Source organism: Psychromonas sp. KJ10-5 (genome assembly GCF_055808325.1).
In genome coordinates, this window is record NZ_CM147864.1 from 3,085,990 (window position 1) to 3,105,998 (window position 20,009).

Here is a 20,009-nt window from a genome sequence, read left to right on the forward strand (position 1 = left end):
GGTGTACCTATATAGTATTGGGTTGCTTTTTAAACAGCTGTTTTAAATCACTTCGGATGAAATTTACGGTATGAATCGTCATCAAAGAGAAACACAGAAACAACACACCGTTAATCGTAAAGTAAGACATGCCCATCACAGGGGAAACTTTATTTGATAGCATCATGTAATCGAAACTTAAGTAAGCAAGAATCGAATTAATTGCTAACAAGAATGATAAAACGACAAGATTAAATGGGACTTTTGCTTTTTCAGGTAATAATGCGATAACAACATCAACCCCCATATGTAACTTATGTTTGTAACACGAGCTAATACCAAAATAGACTGACCAAATAAAACAGATAACGGCCAGTTCTTCGCTCCATGGCACAACAAAACCAAACCCGTAACGAAGGAATACATTAATAATTACCATCAAAATGGTAATGGATATTGCAATCGATGCGAATATCTCTTCAAAATTTTTAATTAAGAAGCCCATGACTTCTCCTACTTATTAACTAATTGATATAATAATTGTTCTACCAGACACACTTGCCTCAGTATAAAAGGCAATAAAAGAGCCAACTTATACCTTCAAAATACGACAGTTAAAGACTCATTATTGAAGCAATCGCGAATGGTGTGGTGAAATTTTAGTCATATTTATTTAACGTTAAAAAAATAACTGCTTTATTGAAATCACAATAAAGCAGTTACCTAATAGTACTTTTTAAAACGGATATATTACTTACTCAGCAGCACGAATTTTTTCAAGTTCCGCACCAATTCGGCTACGAATATCATCGCTCCATGCTGGGAATTGGTTATAAACATCAGCGGTTAATTTACTGAATTCAGCACTATCGACTTCGTTAAATTTAACGCCTAGATCTTGTAGCTTTTGAGTGTATTCAGTATCTAACTTAACTAATTCAGTGGTGTTTGAAATCGCCCCCGCCGCTAGCTCTTCATTAATAATTTGCTGTTGTTCAGGTGTAAATTTATCCCAAACTTTAGGTGAGATATAAATACCTACTGTGCCTAAGAAATGTTTAGTTAATGACATGTTTTTAGCGACTTCATACATTTTAGTTGAGTACATAGTCAAAATTGAACCTTCAAGGCCATCAACAACACCTTGTTGAACACCTGCGTAGGTTTCAGGGAAAGGTAATGATGCAGGCGCAGCGCCCATCGACGTTAATGTGCTAATGAATAACTGACTACCAGGAACACGAATACGCATACCTGCCATATCTGCAGAGTTTTTAATTTCTTTATTCGTAATCATATGACGGAAGCCAAACATGTAATCAGCGTTTAAAACTTTAATCCCTTTCTTTTCAACTTCAGCAGTTAAATCAGCGACTAACTGAGTATCCATCATTGCTAGGTATTCATCGTAAGAGTTATATAGCATTGGGCCAGCTAATGCAGCGAAGTCAGGAACATAATCTCCAAGGTAACTTAAATCTTCAACAGCAATCCAATCCGCACCATTAACAACTTGCTCAAGGTTATCTTTATATACTGGTAATTGGCCACCAGGATAAACTTTGATGTTCACACCACCTTCTGTACGCTCACGAATTTTATCAGTCACTTTAATTAGCTCTTGCGTTAACAATTCGTTTTGAGTAAATACCAAACTCATATTGATATCGATTGGCTCAACTGTTTTTGCAGCCTCTGCGCCTTTCGTTGTATCTGCAGGTTTTTCGCCACAACCAACAAGCAGTGCAACAGCTGTTAATACGGTTCCGATTACCTTTATCATAAATAGTACCTTTGTTTGTAAAGTTAGCTTTAATAAATAAGTTCGTTTATTAGAACAAAAAAATAGTGAAATAAGCTGTATGTTCTTTTTGTTGAACCATACAAATTATTCATATGAACATTATTAGAATCATATGAAAATCATTATCGTGCAAATAGTAGGTTACAAAAATGTAGACCAGAACGTACTAATACCAATGAATTGTTAAATTTATATGACAATCCATTATATTTTTAGGTCTTTTATATTTTCTAAAATACATTATCATTAACAAAGTAATTAACGTTCAAATGAACATCACAGGTAAATTTATGATTGCAGGTCATCGTGGTGCAGCTTCATTAGCACCAGAAAATACATTATCAGGTTTTAAAAAAGCACTGCAATCTGGTGCTAAATGGATTGAGTTAGACACACAACTTAGCGCAGATAAAACGCCAGTCATCTTCCATGACGAAACAGTGGATCGTTGTACAAACGGTGATGGTTTAGTGGCTGATTTCACATTGAGTCAATTACAAGCATTGGATGCCGGAAGTTGGTTTTCAGAAGCATTTATTGGTGAGCAAATTATATCGCTTGAACATACTTTGTTATTCTTTATGGAGAATGACTTGAGTATGAACCTGGAGATTAAAATTCACCACTCACACCAAGTGGAGCCGCTGGTAGATGAGATTGCAAAAGTTTTAGCGAAGGTAAACTTTCCGAATGAAAAACTTATTTTGTCTAGCTTTTCTGAATTAGCGCTCACACACTGTCATCAAGTTATGCCAGAAATTCGTTTAGGTTACATTACCGAACATGATCCATTAATTACATTGGAAAAACTAAAACCACTTAACCTATATAGCGTACATCTTGATCATAAAATATTAGAACAAACGATGGCAAAAAAAATCACAGATTCAGGACTGAAACTAATTATTTGGACGCTTAATGATGTAACACAAGCTGATAAATTTAGATCTTGGGGCGTAGACCTCATTATTACCGATAAGCCAGATGTATTTATTAACGCATGATAAAACTTAACGCTCGCCAACAAAATATTCTATTGCGTTTACGTAAAAAGGAAGATGTTCAGATAGAAACGCTGTCTGAGCATTTTCAAGTGACCACGCAAACTATCCGCAGGGACGTTAATCAACTTTGTAAAGCAGGGTATGCTCGACGTATTCATGGTGGTGTAGGCCTACCAGCACAATTGACTAATAGCAGTTATCAATATCGCAGTGATATACAATTTGATGTAAAAGATAAAATAGCCAAAAGAGTTGCTAATGCTATTCCTGATGGCTCAACCATTATGATGGGAATAGGCACAACCGTGACACGTATTGCCTATTATTTAAAAACCAAACACAGAGTGATCACTAATAACCTACAGGTTGTTCGAATTCTAGAAATGAATCCAGATATTGAAGTTTACATAGCAGGTGGGCTATTTAGATCGCAGCAACAAGATGTTGTTGGTAATAATGTCACAACATTTTTCAATAATTTTGAAGCAGATATTGGCATATTAGGCTGTGCAGGAGTTACTAGTAGTCACTCAGCAATGGAACATGAAACCGATGAAGCAGAAATATCAAGATGCATTGTAAAAAACTCACGACAAACATGGTTAGTAGCCGATGCAACTAAATGGACGATTTCCGCCTCGGTGAAAGTCGCTGCACTATCTGAATTTGATCAGATTTATAGTAATCATACTGACCTTCCATCAGAGCTTTCATTAGTATCTATAAAATAAAGTTTTTTACCTGATATAGAAGCAGTTAACATCAAAGCACTTGCCATGACATATCGTTAGTAAGTAAGAGTAACATTAAAAGTGAAATAGAATTGGTATTGTAAATCGAAGAAAAAGCTAGAAGCGTTCTTAATAGATTGTTGAAAGGTGCCGTGTAGCTATCAATGTTATTTATTGATATCAATTTAACCATTATAATTACTCTAACGATCAAACGAGCATAAGGAAAGTGATACAAACATTTTTTCCTAGGTAGACACCGCTTATTTGATACTGTTTCTAGGTACAAATAATCAATAAGCGACGTTACCTATTATATGCAATTAAAATTGGTTTAATTACGGAATTCATCTATTTTTTGTTGCGCATCACCACCGAACAAACGCTTACTTACTGCTTCCAACCCTTCTGCATTATCTAAGAGCTCTTTGCGAATAACTAATGTTGCTTTTGAGCGTCGACGAAGTAAATCATCAAGGTTAACAATCATTTCATTATCAGCAACCCAGTCAATCTCAGCCCATGTGAACTCCGTATGTTCAAGCGCAAGGTTGGCTTTAGTGGGATCCTGCTTAATTGCTTCTAATAAAACAAATGCATCCTCGCCATAACGACGCCAGAAACGGCTAGATAAGGGCTCAAGCGCACCTTTTGGTGTTAGCTTATCAATATTGAATTGCTTAATCTCACTCATAAACTTGTCTTTAACCTGCTCAGCAGGCTCGCCATACCAAAGCGCATTAGATCTATTCATTGGAATCGATAAATCTTCGACAATATCAGCAATTTCATCACCTACATTAATACAATCAGTCAATTTACCACCAAAAATACTAATATGCTTATCTGTCTTATTAACATCAATGGCATGTTTACGTGATAGTGCAACCCAATCAGCAACGCCCTCTTCAGCTTCAATAGCTAATGGTCTAACACCACATCTTTCAGCAATAATGTCATCTTTAGTTAATGGTTTTTCTAAATCTAATAAAGCATTCGCATTATCAAGAATGAATTGACGATCTTCATCAGTCACTGATGTTTGATGGCTTTCAACCTGGTTATCTGTTGTACCAATACAAGTTTTAGAGCCCATTGGTAACACAAAGAACAAACGCCCATCACTGGCAAAAAAAGCTAATACGCGATGCTCTTTCGAAATACGATCAACTGTTAAATGTACACCCTTAGAAAATAAGTGATGGTGCGATGTTTTCTGTTTAGTGCCTTTATTAACTTGGTCAACTAATGGACCACAAGCGTTTATTAGGGTTTTCGCTTTAATAGTAAATGTTTGATCGCTGCTTTTATCTTTTGCTTGTATAACCCATCGATTATTTTCACGCACAGCGTTAACTGACTCTACATAGTTTGCAACAATCGCTGACTTTTTTGCAGCAGCAGTAATAAAGTTAAATACAAAGCGCGAATCGTTATCTTTTAAGAAAGCATCTGAGTATTCGAAACCCGCTTGTGCACCAGTAACTTTAATACTTGGTTCAAGTTGTTTAATCGTATTACGAGTCAGGTATTTAGGCGCCATAGTGAATAAACGACCGAATAACCAATAAGCTAACGTGCCCATAAACACAAACCACACAGGGAAACGAAAACCTTTTTGAATAGTGGTTAAGAAGCGAACCTCAGTTACTGATGAAGGGTAATGTTTCATTAAATTATTACGGCTTTTACAGAGTTTATTAACTAACCGATATTCATGGCTTTCTAAGTATTTAATACCGCCCCATGCGAGATTCGAAGAATTAGAGCTCGTTGCTCCTGCAAAATCTCCTTTATCGATTAGTCCAACTTTAACCCCCTTAGCAGCCAAAGATGCAGCAGCAACAGCACCATTGATGCCACCACCTAAAATAAGGACATCTAACTCTTCTTCAGCTAGTTGTTTAATATTGTTCGTTCTATTGAGGCTCATTTCGTAATCCTTTGAAAAAATGTTCGATAACGCACTTAATGTTCAGATTAGAGCATAAATATCTTTCAATTAACAGCGTAATTAACAATTTAATACTCCTATTGAGCATTAATGAATAAAAAATAGATTTAAGTTCAATAATTGACATTGGATGACGTATTTTCGAATGATCTACACCGTATTAGTGTATGCGCTATCAAATACACCTATCTTCAATGGAAAGACTGTCCCCTTGAACATAATCGGCATAAGCAGCAATTAAATAAAACTTTCTTTAAATTAATTAAGTAAACATCCATTTTTGACAATTCGCCCACTCAAAATAGTTTTCAACAAAACTAATTTAACTTATCGATATCTGATTACATTTTATTGACAAATAGCCCTAAAACCCCAATAAACACAACAATTCAGGCTAAAACTTGTTAAGTGTTGAATATAACTGACCCAATATTAAGCAAGCAATGATCCTGTCAGGCTTACAAATATCACTTGATAGTTAGCACTCTAATCATTAGTATATTAATTGACTGTTCAATCAATCTATTATTTAGAGATTTGTTTTGTATTAAAAAGGAACTGAGTAATGGCAAGACCACCAATGAAAGAAGTTCGACAACAAGAACTTATTGATGCCACATTAATTTCAGTTGAACGCTATGGATTACAACATACAACGATTAATACCATCAGCGCTATTGCAGGCATGTCTTCAGGCATCATCAGTCATTACTTTGGTGGGAAACAAGGATTAATCGAAGCCACGCTTAGGTATTTAATCGATCAATTAAAACAAGCTTTATTAACTAAAATAAACAATCAACCCTTATCTGCGGAAGCCCGCTTACAGGTTGTTGTTGATGCAAATTTTACTGAATTACAGCGCTCTAATGCAGCAACCAAAACTTGGTTAAGCTTTTGGTCTCAAGCAATGCATGACCCAGGATTAGCCAGATTACAACACATCAATAACAAGCGTTTGTACAGTAATTTGCTTTACCCCTTTAAAAAATTATTGCCCAAAAATGAGGCAATCGATGCCGCAAAACAAACTGCTGCAATCATTGACGGTTTTTGGTTACGAAGCGCATTAAGTGCTTCTCCAGAAGAAGAATTCAAACAAGCTCAAACTTTATCTAAAGCCTTTATCAATACTGTGCTTAAACAGTACGGAGAGAAATAATGTCATCATTAAACGTTTATCAAAATTATATTCATGGTCAATATATCGCTAACGACAGCGGTGAAACTTTTGAAGTGATTAACCCAGCAACTGGCGAAGTCAGTTACCTTGTTGAAACTGCAACTGAAGCAGTACAAAAAGCTGCAATTGAAAGTGCTAAAAAAGGCTTCGCTGTTTGGTCTGCAATGACACCAATGGAACGTAGCCGCATTTTGCTTAAAGCGGTTGCTTTATTACGAGAGCGTAATGATGAGCTAGCTGAAGGTGAAGTACTAGATACAGGTAAACCATGGCAAGAAGCATCTGAGGTTGACGTTGTCACGGGTGCAGATTCAATTGAATTTTTTGCCGGCCTTGCGCCAAGTATTGAAGGTAACCAACAGCCTGTTGGTGATGACTTTTACTATACCCGCCGTGAACCACTTGGCATTTGTGCAGGCATTGGTGCTTGGAACTATCCAATACAAATCGCATGTTGGAAAGCTGCACCTGCTTTAGCCTGCGGTAATGCAATGATTTTTAAACCATCAGAAGAAACGCCTCGTGGTGCAATGCGTCTAGCGGAAATTTTTACTGAAGCTGGTGTGCCTGATGGTGTCTTCAATGTTGTTCAAGGCGATGGTCGTGTTGGTGCATGGTTAACTAATGATCCAGATATTGCGAAAGTCTCTTTCACAGGTGAAGTCGGTACTGGTAAGAAAGTCATGAGTTCAGCTGCGACTTCATTAAAAGAAGTGACCATGGAACTAGGCGGTAAATCGCCTTTAATCATCTTTAATGATGCAGATATCGATAATGCTGTTTCTGCAGCAATGTTAGGTAACTTCTATACCCAAGGTGAAATTTGCACTAATGGTACGCGTGTTTTTGTTCAAAAAGATATCTATCCCGAGTTTATTAAACGTCTAAAGTCTCGCATTGAACAAAATATTATCTGTGGCGATCCAATGAACCCTGATACTAACTTTGGCGCTTTAATTTCTAAAGATCATCAGCAAAAAGTATTGGATTACATTGAAATAGGTAAAAAAGAGGGAGCAACCTTATTAACTGGCGGGAACGCATTACAACCAAGTAACGCTCCTAATGGTTTTTTTGTTGCCCCCACAGTATTCACTGATTGTGATGATCAGATGACGATTGTAAAAGAAGAAATTTTTGGCCCTGTTATGTCCGTATTAACTTTCTCAGAAGAAGAGGAAGTGGTTGAACGTGCCAATGACACACATTTAGGGTTGGCCGCAGCCGTATTCACACAAGACATCACTCGCGCTCATCGTGTAATACATCAAATACAAGCAGGAATTTGTTGGATCAATGCTTACGGGGCTTCACCTTCTGAAATGCCAGTAGGTGGCTACAAAATGTCTGGTATCGGTCGAGAGAACGGTAGTGAAACACTCAAAGCATATACTCAAATTAAAGCTGTCTACGTTGGTATGCAAACATTAGAAAGCCCATTTTAAGGAATATGATGACTTCAAATTTAAATAATAAAGCAGATTATGATTATATTATCGTTGGTGCAGGTAGCGCAGGTTGTGTATTAGCAAACCGTCTCTCAGAAGATACTAACAACAAAGTTTTGTTGTTAGAGACTGGTGGCAGCGATAAAAGTATATTCATTCAAATGCCAACAGCACTATCCATCCCAATGAATACCAAAAAGTATGCATGGCAATTTGAAACACAACCTGAACCATTTTTAAATAATCGTCGTATGCATTGTCCTCGCGGTAAGGTACTAGGAGGTTCATCATCAATCAACGGTATGGTTTATGTACGTGGACATGCCCGTGACTTTGATGAATGGCAGCAAGCAGGTGCTAATAATTGGGATTATGCACATTGTTTACCTTACTTTAAAAAAGCAGAAACATGGGCGTTTGGCGGTAATGAATACCGAGGTAATAATGGTCCTCTTGCTGTTAACAATGGTAACAACATGCAAAACCCTCTATATCAAGCTTTTGTTAATGCGGGTGTTGATGCAGGCTACTTAGCAACTGAAGATTATAATGCAGAGCAGCAAGAAGGCTTCGGCCCTATGCACATGACTGTTAAAAACGGTGTTCGTTGGTCTACTGCAAATGCTTATTTACGTCCAGCCATGAAGCGCAGCAATCTAACCGTTGTTACACACGCTTTGGTGCACAAAGTACTGTTAGAAAATAAAAAAGCAGTGGGTGTACGTTATCAAGTTAAAGATAAAGTCATTGATGTTTTATCTAACAAAGAAGTATTACTAAGCGCAGGCTCTATTGGTTCCCCTCATTTATTACAATTATCGGGTATTGGTAGGGCTGAAACACTTAAAGCAGCGGGTATTGAGCAACATCATGAATTACCTGGTGTCGGTGAAAATTTGCAGGATCACCTTGAATTTTACTTTCAATTCAAATGCCTTAAACCAATTTCACTAAACGGTAAACTTGATCCATTGAATAAATTATTGATAGGTACGCGGTGGATCCTCAATAAGTCTGGATTAGGTGCAACTAACCATTTTGAATCGTGTGGATTTATTCGCTCTAAAAAAAGCATAGAGTGGCCAGATCTACAATATCACTTTCTCCCAGCAGCAATGCGTTATGACGGGAAAGAAGCTTTTGCTGGGCATGGTTTCCAAGTACATATTGGACATAACAAACCAAAAAGTCGCGGTTCAGTAAAAGTTGTCTCAAATGACCCTATGACAGCTCCTGAAATTCAATTTAATTACTTAGCGCATCAAGATGATATTGAAGGCTTCAGAGCTTGTGTTCGATTAACACGTGAAATCATTAATCAACCAGCTTTAGATGAGTATCGAGGTGAAGAAATTCAACCAGGTTTAGCGATACAAACAGACCAAGAGATTGATGAGTTTGTAAGAAGCTCTGTAGAAAGTGCTTACCATCCTTCTTGTTCGTGCAAAATGGGTGAAGATGATATGGCAGTAGTTAACTCAGAAACGAAAGTGCACGGTATTGATGCGCTACGCGTTGTTGATTCATCTATCTTTCCTACCATTCCTAATGGCAACTTAAACTCACCCACTATCATGGTTGCGGAGCGAGCGGCAGATATTATTTTAGGAAACAAAATGCTGGCTCCTAACCTATCAAATGTCGCTATTGCTGACGATTGGCAAAACACTCAACGCTTCGCTGCACCGAAACGACAAAACTAATTAATGACAAATACTTGTCATAAGCATAATGGTGCATTGCTCTCAGGAGTTTTGTGCCGTTAAAAATAGGTAATCAGCCAGCCTCATCAACACAAAATGGCTTTATAAACTACGTTATTTTTCAGGGTTTAAATATCGTTTACTACACGATACTTAAGGTTTGAGGGCAAGATTGTCTTAAAAATAATGGCGTAGTGTTTTAAAACATAAAACAAGGAATTATATATGTTTATCAACACCAACCATTGGGAGGCCAAATAATGACTCTTTGGCTATCTACTGGTATTTTATTCGTATTTGCAGCAATTGCTTTTATCCTATATCGCTGGGGTAATATGCAATGTATCGGTGTAACACCAGTACGCAAATTCACTTTCATCGCGATCTTATTTACATCAGGTTTAGATGTTGGTCTGATCATGTTCCCGCTTACCGAGTTTGCTGGTTATGCTGATTTAGCAACGAGCCCTGAATATGGCTTTACCAACCCTTTGTCTATTGAATTTGGTTTCTGGGCTTTCTTAATTTGGGCATTTTACTTTGTAACCTGTTTTTACTTTTGTGTAATTGAACCAAGAGTGAAGTTCTTCGAAGTACCGCTGATTAAATTTATCAACAATGTAGTAATTATCGGAACCTGTGCTTTTACTGCTTATTTACTATTGACCAACCTACCTTGGTATTTACCAGGCATAGGTGATGGTGAAACGATTGTCGGTAGCTTCTATTTAATCGTATTCCTAGCAATTGCAACAGCCGTTTATTCAAGTACAAGTATTCGTTACGTTCGAATCTTGAGTTTAGGTAGTAGTTGGTTATTTTTTGCGTTGATTATTATAATGTGGGCTGGGGCGTTCTTATCTGATAATTCAAGTGTCGGTGAATTCTTTACGACGTTTGGCTTGTTAGGTGACTATTTTGCAAACTTGCACCATTTTGTATTACCGCTAAATGATTACCATGAGTTTTATCTTTACTGGTGGTTCGCTTGGAGCATCATGATTGGTCAATTCACTTCCCGTTTTGTTAGTGGCATGAAAACATACCAAGTATTAGGTGCGATGATGATCTTCCCATCAATCCCAATTGCCATTTGGTTTACTGTTCTTTACTACTACAGTGCAAATAGTATCTCTACGGCAGGTTTCTACAACCTTGCTATGGTAATTGTTGGCATAACGTTTGTGATTAACTCATTAGATTCACTAGTACGCCTATACACAGATAACTTAAACTTAACGGTACAACGTTTTGGTAAAGTACCTTATATTATTGGTAACATTGTTTTATTAAGTGGTTTAACACTATTGTTCAAACTAAACTTCTTACAAATTCAGTGGGTTGGTGCGCTAGCTATCGGATTAATATTAGGTTGTTTTGGTTACATGCTATTAACTCATTACCGTAAAGTAGCCAATATTGAACGTTCCCCTAAAGAGAACAAAATCGACTTTACCAAAATAGAATTAATGGATTAAACAAGACAGCTAATAAGAGTATATGAAGTAGATGTAGTCTTTAATATCCTCAACTTAAGCTATTCGATAAAAAGCAGAATAACGGTCCCCCGTTATTCTGCTTTTTTATGATTTTAAACATGAGACGTATGATTTTTTTTGTTATCCTACGCAAAAAATTGAGGTGAGAATTATGGAAAAACAAGAACAACTATTAATTTCGTTACGCCGAGTGATCAGGGCGATCAGTATACACTCACGTCAATTAAACAAAGAATCAGGCTTAACAGGCCCACAATTGTTAGTTATGCAAAAAATTGATCAACTCGATGCACCTCTAGCAAAACAAATTGCTCAAGAGATAACATTGAGTGCTGCAACTGTCACCACAATTCTTGATAGACTTGAAAAGCGAAACTTTATTATTAGAACGCGCAGCAAAACAGATAAACGCAAGGTCCACTTATCATTAAGTGAAGCAGGTAAAGAAGTCCTAAGTTCATCGCCAAAACCGTTACAAGAACATTTTATAAAACGTTATAAGAACCTTGATGAATGGGAGCAAAGCCAACTGCTTTCTGCTGTAGAACGCATTGCCTCAATGATGGACGCCACTGAATTAGATGCTGCACCAGTATTATTAGTTGGCAAGATACAAGACACAGAGACCTAACCCCTACATTTAAAAAATGTAGGGTTGTAATGACTTCTACATATTTTTCTCATAATAAGATTGTATTTAATAACTCATTAATGCTGACCTCTATAACCTTCTATTCCTATACTTAGTTAAATAAAATAGACGGATTTTTTACTAAATAAATTTGTCATATAAAAGTTCAGACAGATAAAACGATACGCTTGCCGTAAGATATGATTAAGTGCTGACATTGGCACGATTAATATCACTTATTAGTCAGACTCTAACATAACAATAATAAAATGAGGTTTAACATGAAAAAGTACCTATACGCTGCATGGACAGGTTTTGTAGGTGGTAACGTATCAAGCTTTGTAAAATGGGGAACAGAAAACCCTATGCCACCAAGAACGCCAGACAGAGCAATTCCTCCAGCAGAAATGTTAAGTGACTTAGGTTTTAACATTCAAAATATGACTTACACTTATTCTGAGCATGTTGTTAACTGGGGTATTGCAGGTGTTCATCACCTATTCTCTATCTTTTTTGCAATGCTTTACTGTGTACTTGCAGAACGTTGTCCCAAAATAACGTTATGGCAGGGGGTTGGGTTTGGTATCTTATTAACAATCCTTTTCCACGGCATTACCTTACCTGTGTTTGGTTGGGCACCTGCAATATGGGATCTACCGATAAATGAACTTGTTTCTGAAACATTAGGACATATTTTATGGATGTGGGTGATTGAAGTTTTCCGTCAATATATGATGAAAAAGGCATAGTACTTACACTAAATACCGTTTACACCAAGACCAGTCACTTATGTTACTGGTCTTTTTATATAACTCTTTTACTTCACCAGCCTCAAACTTTAGCCACTGCCAGTTCGACCTGTTTATTTATAATCTTGGCGACAGTAATACAATCTTCGATAGTAAAAGTAAGTGGAATGCGAATATCAATTAACGTAGATAAAATGCGCTCTGTCGTCTCTAGGCTAGTTTTATCATTAAGGTAATGCCAACTATCATATTTACTGGTGTAACCATTTGGCTCGCTGTCTCCAAACCATTTTATAGAAACCCCTTGCGCTTCACATTCCTTAATAAGTAATGGAAAACGAGCAGAAGATAAAGAAGGTATAAAAAACTGTATAGAACTAGCCACAAACTTCTCTTTGGTATTTCTCGCTATTAACACAATATTATTGCTCGCTTTAAAAATATCACTCATTGCATAATATCTATCATTCCAAGCCCTACACTTTTTATCGAGCAGCTCAAGTTGTGGTAGTAATACCGCAGCTCTTAGGTTATCCATACGCCCACTATAATTAGGAGTTGTATACTTAACGGCATCAAAGGCCTGTTTATCTGGTGCTGCGTAGTGTTTATCATAAAGCATATAAGAACCTGAGTAGATAATAGCTTTTGTAATAACGTCGCTGTGAGGCGTAATTAATAACCCGCCTTCACCTGAATTCATATGTTTATAGGTTTGTGTACTAAAACATGCAACATCACCAAAACTTCCACTCATCCTATCGTTCCATTTAGCTCCCATAGTATGAGCACAATCTTCTATTAGTAATAAATTGAAGTTTTTACAGATTTCCATCACTCGATCCATATCTGAAATATGTCCGCGCATATGAGAAAGCAATAAGTATTTAGCGCCGCTTAAGCGCGCTTTATTTTCTAAATCATCCAAATCAATACAAAGTTGATCGTCAATATCGACTAAAACAGGAATACCGCCGGCATTATCTATCGCACCGGGAACAGGAGCTAAAGTAAAAGCATTACAAAGGACTTTGTCACCTTCTTTAATACCCAATGCTTTTAAAGCAATATGCAAAGCATAACCACAGGAAGCACAAGCTAAGCAATTATCAACACCCATATATTCACTGAATGCTAACTCAAGTTGATCAGTTAAACTCTTTTCACCAGGATTAACGTTATAACGATGTAACCTGCCTGACTTCATTATCTCTATTGCCGCTTTTATTCCTTCATCAGGAATCGCTTCCTGTTGAGTAAAAGATTTAGTAAAAGTCACTATAAAGCTCTCCATTCATCCATAAAATGTATTTATCACCATGAATATTGACAGTAACACATCAAACTCATTACTCATTAGCACCAATAGCTGCAATTAATAGAGCCACTGAAAAATCAGAAACAACAATACAAATTTATTAAAAAAGGGATATAAAATGATAAATAAAGGGGGAATAGCAAAAGAAATATATTATTGGGAGTATAAACAAAAGTTTAAAAATGTAAGGATTTTAATATGAGGTAAACCATAAATGGTGCTGATAGGCGGATTTGAACCGCCGACCTCACCCTTACCAAGGGTGCGCTCTACCAACTGAGCCATATCAGCAAAAGAGGATCTGATAATGACCTACTTTCACATGGGGAGGCCCCACACTATCATCGGCGCAACTGCGTTTCACTTCTGAGTTCGGCAAGGGATCAGGTGGTACCACAGCGCTATTATTATCAGAAAAAAGCGTTTATTTATAACGTATTATAAATATTAAAACCCCAGCCATTGAGACTGGGGTTTTGAATTAGGCGCTTGGCGATGACCTACTTTCACATGGGGAGACCCCACACTATCATCGGCGCAGCTGCGTTTCACTTCTGAGTTCGGCAAGGGATCAGGTGGTACCACAGCGCTATGGCCGCCAAGCATAAAATTTAATTAGGAAAGTGACAGTCTAATGTTCTTTAGTCGTTCTGTATAATCGTAGCAGTTATGTAAATACGCTATCACAAGCGTTATATTTTAACGTCTTCTTTGACACTCTTGGTTAACAGCAACACTACTTAGGTGTTGTATGGTTAAGCCTCACGGGTAATTAGTACAAGTTAGCTCAATACGTTACCGCACTTACACACCTTGCCTATCAACGTTGTAGTCTCCAACGGCCCTTTAGGGAACTTAAAGTTCCAGTGAGAACTCATCTTGAGGCTCGCTTCCCGCTTAGATGCTTTCAGCGGTTATCGATTCCGAACGTAGCTACCGGGCAATGCTATTGGCATAACAACCCGAACACCAGCGGTTCGTCCACTCCGGTCCTCTCGTACTAGGAGCAGCTCCTCTCAATTCTCAAACGCCCACGGCAGATAGGGACCGAACTGTCTCACGACGTTCTAAACCCAGCTCGCGTACCACTTTAAATGGCGAACAGCCATACCCTTGGGACCGACTTCAGCCCCAGGATGTGATGAGCCGACATCGAGGTGCCAAACACCGCCGTCGATATGAACTCTTGGGCGGTATCAGCCTGTTATCCCCGGAGTACCTTTTATCCGTTGAGCGATGGCCCTTCCATTCAGAACCACCGGATCACTATGACCTACTTTCGTACCTGCTCGACGTGTCTGTCTCGCAGTTAAGCTGGCTTATACCATTGTACTAACCTCACGATGTCCGACCGTGATTAGCCAACCTTCGTACTCCTCCGTTACTCTTTGGGAGGAGACCGCCCCAGTCAAACTACCCACCAAACAGTGTCCCAAACCCCGATTCAGGGGCCATGGTTAGAACTCAAAACATACAAGGGTGGTATTTCAAGGTTGGCTCCACCGCATCTGGCGACGCGGTTTCAAAGCCTCCCACCTATCCTACACATGTAGGCTCTAAGTTCACTGCTAAGCTATAGTAAAGGTTCACGGGGTCTTTCCGTCTAGCCGCGGGTACACAGCATCTTCACTGCGATTTCAACTTCACTGAGTCTCGGGTGGAGACAGCATGGCCATCATTACGCCATTCGTGCAGGTCGGAACTTACCCGACAAGGAATTTCGCTACCTTAGGACCGTTATAGTTACGGCCGCCGTTTACCGGGGCTTCGATCAATAGCTTCGACCTAAGTCTAACCACATCAATTAACCTTCCGGCACCGGGCAGGCGTCACACCCTATACGTCATCTTACGATTTAGCAGAGTGCTGTGTTTTTAATAAACAGTTGCAGCCATCTGGTATCTTCGGCCCCCAACAGCTTAGAGAGCAAGTCTCATCACCGTCAAGGGCGTACCTTCTCCCGAAGTTACGGTACCATTTTGCCTAGTTCCTTCACCCGAGTTCTCTCAAGCGCCTTGGTATTCTCTACCTGACCACCTGTGTCGGTTTGGGGTACGATCCTTATATTTCTGAAGCTTAGAGACTTTTCCTGGAAGTATGGCATCAATGACTTCACTACCTTAGTAGCTCGACATCGAGTCTCAGCGTTAATAGAAATCCGGATTTACCTAAATCTCCCGCCTACACTCTTGAACCTGGACAACCATCGCCAGGCCCACCTAGCCTTCTCCGTCCTCCCATCGCAAAATATAAGGGTACGGGAATATTAACCCGTTTCCCATCGACTACGCCTTTCGGCCTCGCCTTAGGGGTCGACTCACCCTGCCCCGATTAACGTTGGACAGGAACCCTTGGTCTTCCGGCGGGGAGGTTTTTCACCCCCCTTATCGTTACTCATGTCAACATTCGCACTTCTGATACCTCCAGGATGGTTTACACCTTTCCCTTCGACGGCTTACAGAACGCTCCTCTACCACGCGTATAAATACGCGTCCGCAGCTTCGGTGATATGTTTAGCCCCGTTAAATCTTCCGCGCAGGCCGACTCGACTAGTGAGCTATTACGCTTTCTTTAAAAGATGGCTGCTTCTAAGCCAACTTCCTAGCTGTCTAAGCCTTCCCACATCGTTTCCCACTTAACATATACTTTGGGACCTTAGCTGGCGGTCTGGGTTGTTTCCCTTTCCACGACGGACGTTAGCACCCGCCGTGTGTCTCCCATGATTGCACTTGTTGGTATTCGGAGTTTGCAAAGGGTTGGTAAGTCGGGATGACCCCCTAGCCTTAACAGTGCTCTACCCCCAACAGTGATACATGAGGCGCTACCTAAATAGCTTTCGAGGAGAACCAGCTATCTCTTGGTTTGATTGGCCTTTCACCCCCAGCCACAAGTCATCCCCTAATTTTTCAACATTAGTGGGTTCGGTCCTCCAATTGATGTTACTCAATCTTCAACCTGCTCATGGCTAGATCACCAAGTTTCGGGTCTAATCCCAGCAACTATTCGCCCAGTTAAGACTCGGTTTCCCTACGGCTCCCCTAAATGGTTAACCTTGCTACTGAAATTAAGTCGTTGACCCATTATACAAAAGGTACGCAGTCACGGAATAAATCCGCTCCTACTGCTTGTACGTACACGGTTTCAGGTTCTATTTCACTCCCCTCACAGGGGTTCTTTTCGCCTTTCCCTCACGGTACTGGTTCACTATCGGTCAATTAGGAGTATTTAGCCTTGGAGGATGGTCCCCCCATATTCAATCAGGATTTCTCGTGTCCCGACTTACTCGTTTTCACTGTAAAGAAGTTTTTGTGTACGGGACTATCACCCTGTACCGTGGCACTTTCCAGAGCCTTCCACTAACTTTTAAACAGCTTAAGGGCTGTTCCGATTTCGCTCGCCGCTACTTTCGGAATCTCGGTTGATTTCTTTTCCTAAGGGTACTTAGATGTTTCAGTTCCCCTCGTTTGCTTCGCTATGCTATGTATTCACATAACGATGACACTAAGTGCCGGGTTGCCCCATTCGGAAATTCCAGGATATAACGCTTGTTATCAACTCCCCTGGACTTATCGCAGATTACCACGTCCTTCATCGCCTCTAATTGCCTAGGCATCCACCGTGCACGCTTATTCACTTAACCATACAACACCTAAGAAGTGTCATTAAGCAATTTATATGATGTTAAAAACATCCTAAATTGCATAAATACGCAACTGGGTTGCTGTATGTTGTTTCCAAGACGCTTGCGACTCTCATATTTACATATGAAAAACGTTTACGTTTTTCGTGCACCTAACACTCAAAGAGTGTGTAGATACGTACTCATTACATTTGCATGTAATGTGCATTTTATTTTTGCTTGATTACAATACTAAAACCGAGGTTTTAATATTGAGAACTCGTTTAATTCATCGTAATGAATTAAACATTTCGTTTTATTTATCACACCAATCAACACTAAGTGTCATTGTTTTTGTGCGATAAATAAGAACATTTATCAGCTTTCCTAATTGTTAAAGAGCAGTGTTAAAAAACACTTTATAAATTTTTCTATTTATAGAGTATCTTTCGCTAGATAGTGTTGGTATCCCCAAGGGGATTTGAACCCCTGTTACCGCCGTGAAAGGGCGGTGTCCTAGGCCTCTAGACGATGGGGACCCGGAACTATTTTTGCGCTTTATCATTCTAATCAAACAATCTGTGTGGGCACTCATTATTACTTGCGCCAATGTACCTAAGTACAAAGGATGTGTTTCTTTACGTAAGGAGGTGATCCAGCCCCAGGTTCCCCTAGGGCTACCTTGTTACGACTTCACCCCAGTCATGAACCACACCGTGGTCATCGCCATCCCGAAGGTTAAGCTAATGACTTCTGGTGCAGCCCACTCCCATGGTGTGACGGGCGGTGTGTACAAGGCCCGGGAACGTATTCACCGTGGCATTCTGATCCACGATTACTAGCGATTCCAACTTCACGGAGTCGAGTTGCAGACTCCGATCCGGACTACGACAAACTTTAGGAGATTCGCATACCATCGCTGGTTAGCAGCCCTTTGTATTTGCCATTGTAGCACGTGTGTAGCCCATCCCGTAAGGGCCATGATGACTTGACGTCGTCCCCACCTTCCTCCGGTTTATCACCGGCAGTGTCCCTAGAGTTCCCGGCATAACCCGCTGGCAAATAAGGATAAGGGTTGCGCTCGTTGCGGGACTTAACCCAACATTTCACAACACGAGCTGACGACAGCCATGCAGCACCTGTCTCAGAGTTCCCGAAGGCACTCATCTATCTCTAGGTGATTCTCTGGATGTCAAGGGATGGTAAGGTTCTTCGCGTTGCATCGAATTAAACCACATGCTCCACCGCTTGTGCGGGCCCCCGTCAATTCATTTGAGTTTTAACCTTGCGGCCGTACTCCCCAGGCGGTCTATTTAATGCGTTAGCTTTGAATCCCACGGCATATAGCCACAAAATTCTAATAGACATCGTTTACTGCGTGGACTACCGGGGTATCTAATCCCGTTTGCTCCCCACGCCTTCGCGCCTCAGCGTCAGTCTTTGTCCAGGTGGCCGCCTTCGCCACTGGTATTCCTTCAGATCTCTACGCATTTCACCGCTACACCTGAAATTCTACCACCCTCTACAAAACTCTAGTTAACCAGTTTCAAATGCAGTTCCAAGGTTGAGCCCTGGGATTTCACATCTGACTTAATTAACCGCCTACGCGCGCTTTACGCCCAGTAATTCCGATTAACGCTCGCACCCTCCGTATTACCGCGGCTGCTGGCACGGAGTTAGCCGGTGCTTCTTCTGCGAGTAACGTCACAGCTGCACTCTATTAAAGTACAACCTTTCCTCCTCGCTGAAAGTGCTTTACAACCCGAAAGCCTTCTTCACACACGCGGCATGGCTGCATCAGGCTTGCGCCCATTGTGCAATATTCCCCACTGCTGCCTCCCGTAGGAGTCTGGACCGTGTCTCAGTTCCAGTGTGGCTGGTCATCCTCTAAGACCAACTAGGGATCGTCGCCTTGGTAAGCCATTACCTTACCAACTAGCTAATCCCACTTGGGCTACTCTTATGGCGTGAGGCCCGAAGGTCCCCCACTTTGATCCGGAGATGTTATGCGGTATTAGCAGTCGTTTCCAACTGTTGTCCCCCACCATAAGGCATATTCCCAAGCATTACTCACCCGTCCGCCACTCGTCAGCAAAGTAGCAAGCTACTTTCTGTTACCGTTCGACTTGCATGTGTTAAGCCTGCCGCCAGCGTTCAATCTGAGCCATGATCAAACTCTTCAATTTAAAGTTTAATTTGCAACCTAAGTTGCGACTCAATATTACTGACTAAAACTATGTACCTAAGTACAATGTTATTCTGAATTAATGAATTAATTCGTGTGTCACTTCTATTGATGTTGCCTAACAAGTAGGACTTTGATTTTTTTTGAAATCACATCAACAATAAGTGCTCACACAGATTGTTTGATTAAATTGTTAAAGAGC

The 20,009-nt window shown here is 39.9% G+C and carries 12 protein-coding genes, 2 tRNA genes and 4 rRNA genes; 8 read left to right on the forward strand and 10 right to left on the reverse strand.

All coding sequences use genetic code 11. The features are described 5' to 3' along the window. Nucleotides 1-7: 7 nt before the first annotated feature. The gene (locus AC0L3W_RS13445; protein ID WP_290041058.1) at nucleotides 8-484 is read right to left on the reverse strand and encodes a TRAP transporter small permease; all 477 of its coding nucleotides are present in this window, start codon (nucleotides 482-484) and stop codon (nucleotides 8-10) included. A 249-nt stretch (nucleotides 485-733) separates the two neighbouring features. Further along, complete coding sequence (locus AC0L3W_RS13450; RefSeq protein WP_290041059.1) at nucleotides 734-1,762, reverse strand: C4-dicarboxylate TRAP transporter substrate-binding protein; 1,029 nt, start codon at nucleotides 1,760-1,762, stop codon at nucleotides 734-736. Between the two features lie 311 nt (nucleotides 1,763-2,073). On the opposite strand from AC0L3W_RS13450, the gene AC0L3W_RS13455 reads away from it, so the two are divergent. Both AC0L3W_RS13455 and AC0L3W_RS13460 read left to right on the forward strand, forming a co-directional pair. Further along, nucleotides 2,074-2,787, forward strand: a complete 714-nt coding sequence (locus AC0L3W_RS13455) for a glycerophosphodiester phosphodiesterase family protein (RefSeq protein WP_409440292.1) — start codon at nucleotides 2,074-2,076, stop codon at nucleotides 2,785-2,787. Next, nucleotides 2,784-3,518, forward strand: a complete 735-nt coding sequence (locus tag AC0L3W_RS13460; protein WP_409440291.1) for a DeoR/GlpR family DNA-binding transcription regulator — start codon at nucleotides 2,784-2,786, stop codon at nucleotides 3,516-3,518. Before AC0L3W_RS13455 ends, AC0L3W_RS13460 begins: the two co-directional genes overlap by 4 nt. Nucleotides 3,519-3,852: 334 nt before the next feature. Here the strand turns inward: AC0L3W_RS13460 and AC0L3W_RS13465 are convergent, their stop codons facing one another. Further along, on the reverse strand, nucleotides 3,853-5,451 hold the full coding sequence (locus tag AC0L3W_RS13465) for a glycerol-3-phosphate dehydrogenase/oxidase (RefSeq protein WP_409440290.1): 1,599 nt from the start codon (nucleotides 5,449-5,451) through the stop codon (nucleotides 3,853-3,855). Nucleotides 5,452-6,037: 586 nt separating this feature from the next. Between AC0L3W_RS13465 and betI the strand changes: the two genes are divergently transcribed. The 6 genes from betI to AC0L3W_RS13495 all read left to right on the forward strand — a co-directional run bounded on the left by betI (nucleotide 6,038) and on the right by AC0L3W_RS13495 (nucleotide 12,685). Next, a complete protein-coding gene (gene betI / locus AC0L3W_RS13470; RefSeq protein ID WP_409440289.1) occupies nucleotides 6,038-6,634 on the forward strand; it encodes a transcriptional regulator BetI in 597 nt (198 codons plus the stop codon). After that, nucleotides 6,634-8,100 carry a betaine-aldehyde dehydrogenase gene (gene betB / locus AC0L3W_RS13475; RefSeq protein ID WP_290041066.1) on the forward strand — a complete coding sequence of 489 codons (1,467 nt, stop codon included), beginning with the start codon at nucleotides 6,634-6,636 and terminating at the stop codon, nucleotides 8,098-8,100. Before betI ends, betB begins: the two co-directional genes overlap by 1 nt. 8 nt (nucleotides 8,101-8,108) lie before the next feature. Further along, nucleotides 8,109-9,806, forward strand: coding sequence for a choline dehydrogenase (betA, locus tag AC0L3W_RS13480; RefSeq protein ID WP_290041067.1), 1,698 nt, complete (start codon nucleotides 8,109-8,111; stop codon nucleotides 9,804-9,806). A 260-nt stretch (nucleotides 9,807-10,066) separates the two neighbouring features. Further along, nucleotides 10,067-11,284 (forward strand): BCCT family transporter, encoded by a 1,218-nt coding sequence (locus AC0L3W_RS13485; protein ID WP_409440287.1) that lies wholly within the window; start codon nucleotides 10,067-10,069, stop codon nucleotides 11,282-11,284. Nucleotides 11,285-11,456: 172 nt separating this feature from the next. Next, on the forward strand, nucleotides 11,457-11,936 hold the full coding sequence (locus tag AC0L3W_RS13490; RefSeq protein ID WP_290041070.1) for a MarR family winged helix-turn-helix transcriptional regulator: 480 nt from the start codon (nucleotides 11,457-11,459) through the stop codon (nucleotides 11,934-11,936). Between the two features lie 281 nt (nucleotides 11,937-12,217). After that, on the forward strand, nucleotides 12,218-12,685 hold the full coding sequence (locus AC0L3W_RS13495; RefSeq protein ID WP_290041072.1) for a YagU family protein: 468 nt from the start codon (nucleotides 12,218-12,220) through the stop codon (nucleotides 12,683-12,685). Nucleotides 12,686-12,767: 82 nt separating this feature from the next. Here AC0L3W_RS13495 and AC0L3W_RS13500 read toward each other — a convergent pair whose 3' ends face one another. The 7 genes from AC0L3W_RS13500 to AC0L3W_RS13530 all read right to left on the reverse strand — a co-directional run bounded on the left by AC0L3W_RS13500 (nucleotide 12,768) and on the right by AC0L3W_RS13530 (nucleotide 19,808). Beyond that, entirely contained in the window at nucleotides 12,768-13,964 is a 1,197-nt protein-coding gene (locus tag AC0L3W_RS13500) for a DegT/DnrJ/EryC1/StrS family aminotransferase (protein WP_409440286.1), read from the reverse strand. Between the two features lie 254 nt (nucleotides 13,965-14,218). Then, nucleotides 14,219-14,294: transfer RNA gene (locus tag AC0L3W_RS13505), tRNA-Thr, on the reverse strand. 8 nt (nucleotides 14,295-14,302) lie between these two features. Then, nucleotides 14,303-14,418: ribosomal RNA gene (gene rrf, locus AC0L3W_RS13510) — 5S ribosomal RNA — on the reverse strand. 72 nt (nucleotides 14,419-14,490) lie between these two features. Beyond that, nucleotides 14,491-14,606, reverse strand: a 5S ribosomal RNA gene (rrf, locus tag AC0L3W_RS13515). Between the two features lie 148 nt (nucleotides 14,607-14,754). Further along, a 23S ribosomal RNA gene (locus AC0L3W_RS13520) occupies nucleotides 14,755-17,643 on the reverse strand. Between the two features lie 442 nt (nucleotides 17,644-18,085). Further along, nucleotides 18,086-18,161 (reverse strand) — tRNA-Glu (locus AC0L3W_RS13525). A 104-nt stretch (nucleotides 18,162-18,265) separates the two neighbouring features. Beyond that, a 16S ribosomal RNA gene (locus AC0L3W_RS13530) occupies nucleotides 18,266-19,808 on the reverse strand. Together the 16S, 23S and 5S rRNA genes with 2 tRNA genes alongside form the textbook arrangement of a ribosomal RNA operon. Nucleotides 19,809-20,009: the final 201 nt, after the last annotated feature.

Coding starts and splice junctions, on each gene's coding strand:
- AC0L3W_RS13465 (WP_409440290.1), bottom strand. CDS start 5,451: ATGAGCCTCAATAGAACGAACAATATTAAACAACTAGCTGAAGAAGAG.
- betB (WP_290041066.1), top strand. CDS start 6,634: ATGTCATCATTAAACGTTTATCAAAATTATATTCATGGTCAATATATC.
- AC0L3W_RS13495 (WP_290041072.1), top strand. CDS start 12,218: ATGAAAAAGTACCTATACGCTGCATGGACAGGTTTTGTAGGTGGTAAC.
- betI (WP_409440289.1), top strand. CDS start 6,038: ATGGCAAGACCACCAATGAAAGAAGTTCGACAACAAGAACTTATTGAT.
- AC0L3W_RS13455 (WP_409440292.1), top strand. CDS start 2,074: ATGATTGCAGGTCATCGTGGTGCAGCTTCATTAGCACCAGAAAATACA.
- AC0L3W_RS13490 (WP_290041070.1), top strand. CDS start 11,457: ATGGAAAAACAAGAACAACTATTAATTTCGTTACGCCGAGTGATCAGG.
- AC0L3W_RS13445 (WP_290041058.1), bottom strand. CDS start 484: ATGGGCTTCTTAATTAAAAATTTTGAAGAGATATTCGCATCGATTGCA.
- betA (WP_290041067.1), top strand. CDS start 8,109: ATGACTTCAAATTTAAATAATAAAGCAGATTATGATTATATTATCGTT.
- AC0L3W_RS13460 (WP_409440291.1), top strand. CDS start 2,784: ATGATAAAACTTAACGCTCGCCAACAAAATATTCTATTGCGTTTACGT.
- AC0L3W_RS13450 (WP_290041059.1), bottom strand. CDS start 1,762: ATGATAAAGGTAATCGGAACCGTATTAACAGCTGTTGCACTGCTTGTT.
- AC0L3W_RS13485 (WP_409440287.1), top strand. CDS start 10,067: ATGACTCTTTGGCTATCTACTGGTATTTTATTCGTATTTGCAGCAATT.